12 protein-coding genes are annotated in these 11971 nt (G+C 64.1%); 9 read left to right on the top strand and 3 right to left on the bottom strand.

Annotation, left to right across the window (positions count from 1 at the left end):
* The 8 genes from GHO32_RS15770 to GHO32_RS15735 form a co-directional block, all read left to right on the top strand.
* A partial coding sequence (locus tag GHO32_RS15770) for a conjugative transfer ATPase (protein ID WP_153442894.1) occupies positions 1 to 2279 on the top strand: 2279 nt, incomplete at its 5' end.
* A 15-nt stretch (positions 2280 to 2294) separates the two neighbouring features.
* Positions 2295 to 3059: a thioredoxin domain-containing protein gene (locus GHO32_RS15765; protein ID WP_014596091.1), complete on the top strand. Its 765-nt coding sequence runs from the start codon at positions 2295 to 2297 to the stop codon at positions 3057 to 3059.
* 178 nt (positions 3060 to 3237) lie between these two features.
* Positions 3238 to 3732 carry a DNA repair protein RadC gene (radC, locus tag GHO32_RS15760; RefSeq protein WP_012205990.1) on the top strand — a complete coding sequence of 165 codons (495 nt, stop codon included), beginning with the start codon at positions 3238 to 3240 and terminating at the stop codon, positions 3730 to 3732.
* 164 nt (positions 3733 to 3896) lie between these two features.
* Positions 3897 to 4343, top strand: coding sequence for a TIGR03757 family integrating conjugative element protein (locus GHO32_RS15755; protein ID WP_008266034.1), 447 nt, complete (start codon positions 3897 to 3899; stop codon positions 4341 to 4343).
* On the top strand, positions 4340 to 5287 hold the full coding sequence (locus GHO32_RS15750; RefSeq protein WP_012205991.1) for a TIGR03756 family integrating conjugative element protein: 948 nt from the start codon (positions 4340 to 4342) through the stop codon (positions 5285 to 5287). Before GHO32_RS15755 ends, GHO32_RS15750 begins: the two co-directional genes overlap by 4 nt.
* 10 nt (positions 5288 to 5297) lie before the next feature.
* A complete protein-coding gene (locus GHO32_RS15745; protein WP_008266424.1) occupies positions 5298 to 6704 on the top strand; it encodes an integrating conjugative element protein in 1407 nt (468 codons plus the stop codon).
* The gene (locus GHO32_RS15740) at positions 6701 to 7072 is read left to right on the top strand and encodes a hypothetical protein (protein ID WP_014596088.1); all 372 of its coding nucleotides are present in this window, start codon (positions 6701 to 6703) and stop codon (positions 7070 to 7072) included. Before GHO32_RS15745 ends, GHO32_RS15740 begins: the two co-directional genes overlap by 4 nt.
* Positions 7073 to 7084: 12 nt before the next feature.
* Positions 7085 to 8602, top strand: a complete 1518-nt coding sequence (locus GHO32_RS15735; protein WP_153442892.1) for a conjugal transfer protein TraG N-terminal domain-containing protein — start codon at positions 7085 to 7087, stop codon at positions 8600 to 8602.
* Positions 8603 to 8621: 19 nt separating this feature from the next.
* On the opposite strand, the gene GHO32_RS15730 is transcribed toward GHO32_RS15735, so the two are convergent.
* The 3 genes from GHO32_RS15730 to GHO32_RS15720 are packed head-to-tail and all read right to left on the bottom strand — an operon-like array spanning position 8622 to position 9799.
* Positions 8622 to 8996 carry a DUF3742 family protein gene (locus tag GHO32_RS15730; protein WP_014596086.1) on the bottom strand — a complete coding sequence of 125 codons (375 nt, stop codon included), beginning with the start codon at positions 8994 to 8996 and terminating at the stop codon, positions 8622 to 8624.
* A 27-nt stretch (positions 8997 to 9023) separates the two neighbouring features.
* Positions 9024 to 9482, bottom strand: a complete 459-nt coding sequence (locus tag GHO32_RS15725; RefSeq protein ID WP_023124769.1) for a type II toxin-antitoxin system YhaV family toxin — start codon at positions 9480 to 9482, stop codon at positions 9024 to 9026.
* Positions 9482 to 9799 (bottom strand): type II toxin-antitoxin system PrlF family antitoxin, encoded by a 318-nt coding sequence (locus GHO32_RS15720; protein WP_014596084.1) that lies wholly within the window; start codon positions 9797 to 9799, stop codon positions 9482 to 9484. The genes GHO32_RS15725 and GHO32_RS15720 overlap by 1 nt, the downstream gene beginning before the upstream one ends.
* Before the next feature lie 307 nt (positions 9800 to 10106).
* On the opposite strand from GHO32_RS15720, the gene mobH reads away from it, so the two are divergent.
* Entirely contained in the window at positions 10107 to 11963 is a 1857-nt protein-coding gene (mobH, locus tag GHO32_RS15715; RefSeq protein WP_054910414.1) for a MobH family relaxase, read from the top strand.
* Positions 11964 to 11971 lie beyond the last annotated feature (8 nt).

Here is an 11971-nt window from a genome sequence, read left to right as displayed (position 1 = left end):
TGGTGGTGTACCGCCGCGCGAGCGGTCAGGGACAGGCAAACCGCCGCGGCCAGACACCCGAGCAGATGCTGGGCATCGTTTGCGACCGCCTGTGCGGCGGGCTGGCGAATGCCGGCATCCAGGCACGGCGCATGGTTGCAGCGGACGTTCACGACTGGCTGCTGCGATGGTTCAACCCGCGCCCCACGCTGCTCGGCCCTGGGGTGGAGGACCGGGAGCGCTTCTACTCGCTGGCGCGCTACCCGGACGAGACCGAGGCCAGCGAGATCGAGCTGGCGAGCGGGCGGGATTTCAGCCAGCGGTTGTTCTTCGGGCAGCCGCGCTCGGACGTGGCGCAAGGGGCCTGGTACTTCGACGGCATGCCGCATCGCGTGCTGATCACCGACCGGCTGCGCATGCCGCCCGGCACCGGGCACCTGACCGGCGAGACCCGCAAGGGTGACGCGATCAACACGCTGTTCGACCAGATGCCCGAGGACACCTTGATGTGTCTCACGATGGTCGCCACGCCGCAGGATGTCCTTGAGGCGGACTTGAACCACCTGGCCAAGAAAGCGGTCGGCGAAACCCTGGCGTCGGAGCAGACGCTCAAGGACGTGCATGAAGCCCGTTCCCTGATCGGCAGCGCGCACAAGCTCTATCGCGGCACGCTGGCGTTCTACCTGCGCGGGCGCGATGAGGCGGAACTGGACCGACGCGGCCTGGATCTGGCGAACGTCATGCTCAACGCTGGCCTGCAGCCGGTGCGCGAGGACGACGAGGTGGCACCGCTCAACAGCTACCTGCGCTGGCTGCCGTGCTGCTACAACCCCGGCCAGGATCGGCGCAAGTGGTACACCCAACTGATGTTCGCCCAGCACGCGGCGAACCTGTCGCCGGTGTGGGGCCGCGCCCAGGGCACGGGGCATCCCGGCATCACGATGTTCAATCGCGGCGGCGGCCCGATTACGTTCGACCCCTTGAACAGGTTGGATCGGCAGATGAATGCCCATCTGTTTCTATTTGGCCCCACCGGCTCGGGGAAGTCCGCCACACTCAACAACCTGCTGAACCAGGTGACGGCCATCTACCGGCCGCGGCTTTTCATCGTGGAAGCCGGCAACAGCTTCGGCCTGTTCAGCGACTTCGCGCGGCGCCTGGGCCTGACCGTGAACCGGGTCAAGCTGGCCCCCGGATCGGGCATCAGCCTGGCGCCGTTCGCCGACGCGCGCCGGCTGATCGAGACGCCCAGCGACGTGCAGACGCTCGACGCCGATGCCCTGGACGAAGACCTGCCGCCCGATGCTGTGGCCATGGAGGCAGATGAGCAGCGCGACGTACTGGGCGAATTGGAGATCACCGCGAGGCTGATGATCACCGGTGGCGAAGACAAGGAAGAAGCCCGGATGACGCGGGCCGACCGCTCGCTGATCCGTCAGTGCATCCTCGATGCCGCAGAACACTGCCACAGCAAGGATGGCGAGAAGCGCACCGTGCTCACGCGCGATGTGCGCAATGCGCTGCGCACGCGCAGCCAGGACCCGACGCTGCCGGAAATGCGGCGTGTGCGACTGCTGGAGATGGCCGACGCCATGGACATGTTCTGCCAAGGCACGGACGGTGAAATGTTCGACCGCGACGGTTCGCCGTGGCCCGAGGCCGACATCACCCTGGTCGATCTGGCGACCTATGCCCGCGAGGGCTACAACGCGCAGCTCTCCATTGCCTACATAAGCCTGATCAGCACGGTGAACAACATTGCCGAGCGCGATCAGTACCTGGGCCGCCCGATCATCAACGTCACCGACGAAGGGCACATCATCACCAAGAACCCGCTGCTCGCCCCCTACGTGGTGAAGATCACCAAGATGTGGCGCAAGCTGGGGGCCTGGTTCTGGCTCGCCACACAAAACATCGACGATCTGCCGCGCGCCGCAGAGCCCATGCTCAACATGATCGAGTGGTGGATCTGCCTGTCGATGCCACCCGATGAGGTGGAGAAGATCGCCCGCTTCCGCGAACTCTCGCCTGCGCAGAAGGCGCTGATGCTTTCGGCGCGCAAGGAAGCCGGGAAGTTCACCGAGGGCGTCATCCTCTCCAAGAGCCTGGAAGTGCTGTTTCGGGCCGTGCCACCGAGCCTCTATCTCGCGCTTGCGCAGACCGAACCCGAGGAGAAAGCCGAGCGTTACCAACTCATGCAACAGCACGGCATCAGTGAACTCGACGCGGCCTTCAAGGTGGCCGAGAAGATCGACCAGGCGCGCGGCATCGAGTCGCCGGCCTTGGGCCTGCCGCAATAGCCGCCGGAGACTGCCGTGAAACCGAAACATCCTTCCATTCCGATGCCAGTCCAGGCGCTCCGCCATCGGCGCTCGCGCAAGCGCTGGCCCTGGTTCTTGGCCGCTGGATTGATCGCGCTGCTGCTGATCTGGCTCGTGTCCCGCGCACCCAGCGAACCCGCGTCGTTGGCTCCCGCGCCGGTCAGTACCGCGCAGGTGGCCGGGCCGCCCTGGCAAATGGGCAACGCGCAGGGCCGGTTCACGCTGACGCTCTATGCCGACCTCGAATGTCCGTTCTGCCGGGAGTACTTTCCGCAACTCAAACGCTGGGTGGGCGCCAACGCGGACGTAGCCCTGCAATGGCAGCACCAGCCGCTGGCCGCGCACGAACCGGCCGCCTCTGCCGAGGCACGCCTGGCCGAGTGCGCCGCCGAAAGTGGCGGGCATGTGGCCTTTTGGCAGGCCATTGAATGGGTCTATGCGCACACGCGCAGTGACGGCCTGGGCTTGCCCGAGGGCCTGCGCTATCCCGGCCTAAACCCAGCCGTCGAGCAGTGTTTGGCCAGCGAGCGGCCCGAAACGTTGATTCGCGCTCAGGCCGAGGAAGCCACCAAGGGCGGCGTGACCGCGACGCCATCCCTGCGACTACACGATCGCCAGACCAGCCAGGCGATCCTGCTGCAGGGGCCTATCGAAGGCGATGCACTGCTGTCGGCCATGGACATGCTGGCAGCTGAGGATTCGGTCGTTTCACCCACTACGGAAATGCCTGCCGACGTCGTCGGCGACATGCCCAGGTAGCCCGCGGTCATTGAGGCTACGGCGCAGCACGCTGCGCTGACCGCTACCCGTTCGCCCCGCATCCTGGCCGCGAACGATCACCGCTGCTGCGGTGATGGATGCACCTTGTTCCATTCCCTGGAGGGCCTGCCCTCCAGGGGCATGTGCGCCCTCCGATTTCCCTGCCTGGAGGTTCGCCATGTCTGTCGTCATCAATGACTCCTGCCTGGAGTCGCTTTCCGATATTTCTGTTCAGAACGAGGACTGGATCGTCCAGCAAGCCATCGTGTTGCTGGAGCGACGGGTTTTCAAAGCAGGGCCACGTCTTGAACGGCCCGCTGCGGTCAGGGACTACCTTCGCTTGAAGCTGGTCGCCGAGCCCAATGAGATATTCGTCGTCGTGTTCATGAACAGCATGCACGACGTGCTGGCCGTGGAGCCGATGTTCCATGGAACGATCAATGCGACCTCGGTTTATCCGCGTGTCGTGCTGCAACGCGCTTTGCAACTGAACGCCGCTGCGGTCATCTTCGCCCATCAGCACCCCTCGGGCACCACCGAGCCATCCAATGCGGATCGCTTGCTGACCGAGCAGTTGAAGACGGCCTTGGCGCTTATCGACGTGCGGGTACTTGACCATTTCGTGATTGGTCAGGGCACACCGTACTCGTTCGCCGAGTCTGGTCTTTTGTAGGAAGGCCCGTGGTTCACTGATCACAGCGGGGGCTTCGGCCTCCGCTTTTTTCCATGCGGCAGCACCGAACAGGTATGCGGGGTGCCCGCGATGCGCATTGTTTGTTGGGGCGGCAGCGGGTTCGCGTTCGACTATGGCTCTGATCAACTTCCAGGGCACGCGACATGCCAGCATCTTTATTCCGCTTCGCATCCGGCTGGCGAACCCTTGGCCTGGCCGTTGCACTGCCGGCATCCTTGGCCGTTTTCAGCCCAGCCACCTTCGCCGCCGATGTGGTGGTCGTCACCGACAGCCGCCACCCGGTCAAGACCATGGGTGGCGAGCGGTTGATCGAGTTGGATGAAGGCCCGCGCATCGAAGCCGAGCTTTCCGCACAGCTGCCCGCCGATCCTGAGCAGGCCACGGCCATCGTCAAGCGCCGTCTGAACAACGGCGGTGCCGACCTCCAGCGCCGCATTGCTTCCGCATACCAGGGCGTCGCCGACGCATGGAGCCTGGGCGTCACCAGCATCCCGGCGGTCGTGGTGGATCAGCGTTACGTGGTCTATGGCGAGCCGGACGTGGCCCGTGCCGTCGCGCGCATCGAGCAACACCGGAGGCCGCAGCCATGACCCGACCCTTCGAGCGGATGCGCCGCCTGCGTGCTGGCGTGGTCTCAGTGCTGCTGCTCAGCGCCACGGGCAGCTACGCCCTCAACACCGCAACCATCGTTGGCTCAGTGGCATCGCCGGACTGCCTCGAATACCGCGTCGTCGGCATCTGCTACTGGCTCTACTGCACCTGGACGGGCTGCACGGTGCGCACATCCATCAAGGTCCGCCACTACATCCCCGATGCGGTCGTCTCCAGCTACAGCAACACCGGCGAGAACCCTTGGGTCGAAGTCCGGGCGATGAGCGCGCCCAACCCATCCGCGCAGGCCGGCGGGGACGGCACCACCAACGAAGACCACGAAAACAATCTCGCCAAGTTCAAGAACGCGGACGTCATCGGCCATCCCGGCGTCGAGGTGTTCAACCAGTTCGTCTCATCGTCGGGCTACTTCTGCGAGGGCGCGGGCACGGCGTTCATGCCGTATCTGCTCAGCACCCTGGACACACTGGCCTGGCGCTACAACGTGCCGGAGATGGCCTACCCGGAGGCACTAATTCCGGGCAGGCGCGAGGTCGGCGCGCGCACCACGATGAACCTGTGGGGCAACGTCTATCCGCGCGGCGGCTTCCTGCACCAGGCCGACGACCACAAGGCCGGCGCCGTGGTGGCCCAGCGCGCCGGCGATGTCGTCACGCGCCGTGGGCAGATTCACGTCTATCAGCCGCTGCTCGCCAACTCGCGGCCCGGTTACTGGCCTGCCGGCGCGCTGATGGAAGGCGATGCCTCGACGGGCAAGTGGCAGGAACTCACGCCCGTCCTGTCCTCGTCCTGCACGGTGTTCCCGCGCAGCGGCTTCCTGACCCAGGCGCAGCAGGGCGATTACGCCTGGGCGCTGTGGCGGCCCTATGCGTGCTGCGAACGTCGCGGCCAGGTATTCCTCGGCAGCGTCGATTTCCAATGAGGGTACGGCGATGAAGCGTCCTGAACTGACAAACCTCTCCACCAAGGCGTGCCGCCTGCTGCGTCCCACGGTATTGGCTGGGCTGCTGGCTGGCGCACTCGTTCTTGGCGGCGGCCTGGCGTGGGCGCAGGCCGGATTTCAGACCGGCGGCTCCGTGATCGGCGACGAAGTGATGTATTCGATTGGCGGCGGCAGCGCGGTGTCCATGGGCCGCGCGGCCGGCATGCGCTCGATCGGCGTTGGCGTGGGCTGGAACAGCAACCTGATCTGCGGCGACATGAGCATCCAGACCACGCTGCGCAACCAGCTCAACGGCGTCACCAACGGCTTTCAGCAGATCATGAGCAACGTGATCCAGAGCGCCACCAGCGCGGTGGCATCGCTGCCTGCGCTGATCATCCAGCGCGCCGATCCCGGCCTGTACAACCTGCTGACCAACGGCGTGCTGCAGGCGCGCCTGGATTTCGACCGCTCCAAGCTGACCTGCCGTGCCATGGCCGAGAAGATGGCCGACACGGCGGGCGGACAACTCGGCTGGAGCCAGATGGCCGAAGGCATGGCACTGCGCGATGCGGTGTCGAGCACGGATGCCGTGTCGGCAATTGAACAGGCGGAGACGCGCCGCGGCAACGACGGCGTGCCTTGGGTGGGTGGTAGCAATGCGGGCGGCGCAGGCCAGTCGGCCATCCGCGTGGTCGGCGACGTCACCCGCGCAGGCTACAACCTGGTCAACGGCCGCAGCGTGACCGACACATCGTCCATCGCTGCCGCCAGTTGCGCGAGTCTGTCTTGCCAGACCTGGACCTCGCCACAGCAGGCGACCGAATGGGCCACACGGGTTCTCGGCGAACAGGTGCAGCGCACTTGCGATGCCTGCACCAAGACCGAAACGGTGCCCGGCGTCGGGCTGACGCCGCTGATCCAGGAGGAGTACGAGGCAAAGCTGGAAGCCTTGCAGGAACTGGTCTCGGGAACGCGCAACACCACCTTCGAGAACCTGCGTGCGGCTGGCAGCACCTCGCTGCCCATCACACGCGGCGTCATCGAGGCGCTGCGCGACGAGCCGGATCAAGACCTGCTGGCGCGGCGCCTGGCCTCGGAGGTCGCGCTGGCGTCGGTGCTGGAGAAGGCATTGCTGCTCCAGCGCACCCTGCTGACCGGCAAGAAGGAGCCCAACGTCGCGGCGAACCAGTTGGCGGTCGAGGCCGTGAACCACGAGAGCGACACGCTCGACCAGGAAATCCGCAACCTCAAGACCGAGCTGGAGCTGCGCCGCGAGCTGGCGAACAACTCGCCCATGGCCATCATCCAGCGCCATGGCACACGCGCGGCTGGCTCACGTGGCATCTACGAAGGCGATCCCATTCCCGACCGCCTCGACCGGCTCCAGAAGGGCAATCCGGGAGGCAACCCATGAACCCGTCGCGTGCCAGCTGGCTGCGCCCGCGCTGGCTGTTCAACCGGCGCGCGATGAAGGCGCTGCTGTGGACGGTGTTGCTCGTTGCCGCCGCTGTGGGCGCCAACATCGTCGGCATTTATCTCGTCGGCAGCGTTGCCAACTGGGAGCGGTGGCTGGCGGCCACGGCAGGCTACTTTCTAGTGTGGCGGATGTGCCTGTACGGCGCGACAGCCTACGGCTGGGTCTGGATGCGCCGCCGGCTGCTGGCGCGTGAGGCCCAACGCGGGGCTGATAGGCAGGCGCGACGGCGCCTGCTGCGCAGCGAGATCGCCGGCGTCGCCGCCATTGTGGCGCTGGAAGCCAGCCTGTTGATGCAGGCCGCTTGAAGGGGCGAGGACATGACGCTTTTCACCACCGACTACTTGGAGTACTACCTGACGCTGGTGTCGTGGATCGTCCATAACGGCATCTGGGCCGTGCTGGTGGCGAGCGGCGTATTCGCGCTGCCTTTCATTGCCATCATCGTGCAGGAATGGCTGAAGGTCCGTGCGGAGGGCGCCGACGAAGGCAACAAGGGCGTGCTCTCGGCTGCGCGCATTGAGAACCGGGTGTTCGTCGCCATCGTGGTGGTGATGTTCGCCGGCATCCCATTCATCGACGTGGATCTCAACACCATCCGCTACGACAGCTCGCGCTCGGCCCAATGCCAAGTCAGCGTGCCGCAGCCCACCGATATCGGCTGGTCGCAGTCCTTCAGCACTATCAACAACCAGTCGGCGAAGGTGCCCGTCTGGTGGGCCTTTATGCACACACTCTCGCGAGCAGTGACCGGTGCCTCTGTGGCGGCGATTCCCTGCGGCACCGACTTGCGGCAGATGCGCATGGAGATCGACGCGACGCGCATCGACGACCCGGTATTGGCTCAGGAAGTGGCGGATTTCTCGCGGGACTGCTACGGACCGGCACGCGCCAAGCTCTTCATGCAGCGCCCGGACCTCGATGAGACACAAATGCACGACGTGACCTGGATCGGCTCGCGCTTCTTCACGGACACCGGCGGCTACTACGACAGCTATCGCTCCAGCACACCACGCGATGACTGGCCCTACGACAGCAACCGTGATGCCGGGCTTGCGCAGGTGGCCAGCGGTGGCGGCTATCCGTCCTGCAGGCAGTGGTGGGCCGATGGCAGCAATGGCCTGCGCGCACGCCTGCTGGGGCAGGTAGACCCAAGCCTGCTGAATCGCCTGGCGGGCTGGGCCGGCTTTCTGAGCCGAGCCGAGGTGGACGACTCGGTAATCCGCACCATCGCCTCGCCGCGGCAGCAGAAACTGAACCAGGGCAACGTCTATACGGACTACGGCGGCCAAATCGACAAGACCCTGCCAAACATCGTGACGCGGGCCACGGGCGACGTCGGCATGGCTGTCGGCGCGATTGCCGCGTTTCCCGCCATGGACGTGGTGCGCCAAGCGCTGCCCATGGTGCTCGGCTTGCTCAAGATGGCGCTGGTCATCTGCATCCCGCTGGTGCTGGTTGTGGGCACCTATGACTTGAAGACGGTCGTTACCGTGAGCGTCGTGCAGTTCGCGCTGTTCTTCGTCGATTTCTGGTTCCAGCTCGCGCGCTGGATCGACAGCACCATCCTCGATGCGCTTTATGGCTGGGGCTTCGGCTGGAACCGGCCACACGCCAACTTCGATCCACTGGTGGGGCTGAACAACGCCTTTGGCGACCTGTTGTTGAACTTAGTTATGGGGACGATGTTCATCGTGCTGCCCACCTTTTGGATCGGTGCGCTGACCTGGGCCGGAATCCGCGCTGGAACGATCGCAAACAGTTTCTCAGCAGGTACGAGGGACGCAGGCGCTGCCGGTGGAAAAGGAGCTGGCGCAATGTCAAGGAAGTTGAAGTGACGCACGCTCAAACCGAGTGTCAGTCATCATCCTTGTACATCTCATGAGATGTGTCGTTGTAGAGATTCGGGTCATAACCCGGTGTCTCTCGAAGTTCTTCCAAGGTGGTAGGAAACTGCAAATGGAACTCTTCGTCTGAATGGCTCTGATTTGCTGCCCATCCCACAGCCACGACACAAACCAACAGCAGTGCCAGCCAGAACGCGGAATAGAGCAGTACACCGAGCACGGCCAGCTTGACCACCCACAACAGCACGGTGGCACCAACTACCGGCACGCCCCTGTACACCAACCAGCTCGACGCCCGCCGTTCGCCACGCGCATAGGCGCGCCATCCACGGCCAAAGCTACGGCCGAGGCGTTCTGCGGTGCTGATGCGGGTCGTCGTGTTCATGGTCGTCACCTGCTATATGTGAAATCACTACTCCAGTTTGCTCCAATCCTGCTTGCTTGCCTGTACCAATGCGCTCCATTCGTCCGGCGGATTCCCGCGCCCGAGCATCTTCTCGAACACGGCATACGGGTCTGATTTGCTTCCCGAAGACCGCAGGGTCTGTTCATCGTTGACCCAGGCGTACACGATGACCTTCGCCTTCGAGTCGTAGCGGAAGAACAGCCGGTATCGCCTTCCGAGCTTGGCCCGCCGCCAGTGGCGATATGCCGGCCCCATGGTGTTGCCTTGCCGGTACTCATCGCGCGCCGGGTCACTCGGTATCACGTCTTGTATCAACTGGGTCAAGGCCCGGAAGAACTTGACGTTGGCGTTCGATCCGAACCCTTCCGGGTCGTTGCCTTGGGCGCGCAGCACAGCCGCGCGCAGCTTCATCAACTGCTCGATCAGGTTGTCGTGGAACAGCAGTGTCCAGCCATGCTGTTGCATCAGATTTCCACGTCCTCATCGAAATCATCGCCCAGGTCCACCTTGTGCCCCGCGTGCTCCAGCATTGTGCGAGCCAGATTCTCGGGCAGGCCGCGCACATTCCGACCCGCTTCAATGTCGCGGGCCAGCAAGGTCAGAAACGCGGCAATGGCCGGGTCCTCGTGCTCGGCATCGGCGCGGGTCACGACGACCTCACTGCCACGAAGCTCGAACGCAAGCTTGCTGCCGGTATCGGCCCCAAGTGCCTGTCGGATGGACTTGGGTAGCGTGATCTGGCCTTTGGAGGTCAGCGTGGCAACTTCGTGAATGGCAGGCATGGCGGCTCTCTTGATCGCAATACCCGTATTGTAAGGAAATATCCTTACCTCGTCAATGAAAGGTCTCACCGGGGTCCTCCAGCATCCAACAATGAATCTCATCGTAGGGTGGGAACAGCCAGCCTTCCTGCATCAATCCGGCCCCGCCATACCCGCATTGACGGTGGACAACCAATGCTCACCGCTCTATATCCAAAGGCTTCTAAAGGCCAAAGGGCCGAAACGGCAAGGGAATGGGGTGCAAGGGGAAAGGCCCTACCCGAAAAGGCGAAAAGGCCGCCCGCTTGCCCGCCACCAGGACACCCACATGCTCTCTCTGTTCCAGCGGAAACGGCCTCCGGTCGCTGCCGCTCCGTCGCCTGCACCCGTCACCGATCTCCCGAAAGGGCTGCTGCAACCGGAATCGGCCGCATCGCTGCTGGCGACACCGCGCCGGCAGAAGCTGCTGGAACACATCTGGCAGCGCACCTCGCTCTCGCGCAAGCAGTTCGCCGCGCTGTACCGCACGCCGATGGAACGTTATGCCGAGTTGGTTCAGGCTTTCCCTGCATCCGAAGCACATCACCATGCCTACCCAGGCGGCATGCTCGACCACGGCCTGGAAATCGTCGCCTACAGCCTGAAGCTGCGCCAGTCTCATCTGCTGCCCATCGGCGCCAACCCCGAGGATCAGGCTGCGCAAGCCGAAGCCTGGACCGCTGCCGTCGCCTACGCCGCACTGCTGCACGACATCGGCAAGATCGCCGTCGATCTGCACGTCGAGCTGGCCGACGGCTCGATCTGGCATCCGTGGCACGGCCCGCTGTGCCAGCCATACCGCTTCCGCTACCGAGACGATCGCGAGTACCGGCTCCACAGCGCCGCGACAGGCTTGCTCTACCGGCAACTGCTTGACCGTGAAGTCCTGGATTGGCTCAGCTGCTATCCGTCGCTGTGGGCACCGCTGCTCTACGTCCTGGCTGGGCAGTACGAGCACGCTGGCGTGCTGGGCGAATTGGTGGTGCAGGCCGACCGAGCTTCCGTGGCCCAGGAACTGGGCGGCGATCCCACACGCGCCATGGCCGCGCCCAAGCACGCACTGCAACGCAAGCTGCTCGACGGGCTGCGTTACCTGCTCAAGGAGGAGCTGAAGCTGAACCAACACGAAGCCTCGGATGGCTGGCTCACCGAGGATGGTTTGTGGCTGGTGAGCAAGACGGTCTCGGACAAGCTTCGGGCACATCTGCTGTCCCAAGGCATCGACGGCATCCCAGCGAACAACACCGCCGTGTTCAACGTGCTGCAGGATCACGGCATGTTGCAGCCCACGCCGGACGGCAAAGCGATCTGGCGTGCGACCGTGACCAGTTCCACCGGCTGGAGCCACTCGTTTACGTTGCTACGGCTGGCACCCGCGCTGATCTGGGAATCTGGTGAGCGACCGGCACCGTTCACCGGGACGTTGACGATCGACACGCCCACCGCAGTTGAAGATGTCGAAGCAGGAGCCACCCTTTCTGCGAACGGCGTGACGTCCGCTTTGGAGAATCCAAACGCTCCGCCAGCGGAGGGTAGTGGCATCACCTCAGCCCCTCCACCCAAGGCCCAGGCCAGCCCCGACGTCATAGCGGACATGCTGGCGATGGTGGGAACGGGAAACTCGCCAACCACAGATCAGGATGTGGAAACCGTCCCGGACGAAGTACCCGCAACTCTCCCCGATGCGACCCAGCCGCCCTTGGCCGCCGCTGCGCCTTCGTCACCGGCCTTCACGTCCTCGACGACACAGCCATCCGGCGAGCACTTCATGGCGTGGCTGAAACATGGCATCGCCACGCGGCGGCTCATCATCAACGATGCGAAAGCGCTGGTGCATACCGTGAGCGACACCGCCTACCTGGTCAGCCCTGGCGTGTTCCAGCGCTATGCGCAGGAACACCCGCAGGTAGGCAAACTGGCCAAACAGGAGAACCTGCAGGATTGGCAGTGGGTGCAGAAGCGCTTCGAGCGACTGCAATTGCATCGCAAGCAACCAAGTGGCCTGAACATCTGGACTTGCGAAGTCACAGGCGCCAGAAAATCGAGGAAGCTACATGGCTATTTACTTATCAAACCAGAAATGGTTTTCGAATTTACGCCTCCAAATAACCCATATCTATTTTCAATGAAATTTCCCGGCCTATGAAGATCAAG

Origin of the sequence: Pseudomonas sp. FSL R10-2189 (assembly GCF_009600325.1) — a bacterium.
Taxonomy (GTDB): domain Bacteria; phylum Pseudomonadota; class Gammaproteobacteria; order Pseudomonadales; family Pseudomonadaceae; genus Aquipseudomonas; species Aquipseudomonas helleri.
Note: the sequence above shows the minus strand (reverse complement) of the source record. Positions and strands in the feature narration are given on the sequence as shown.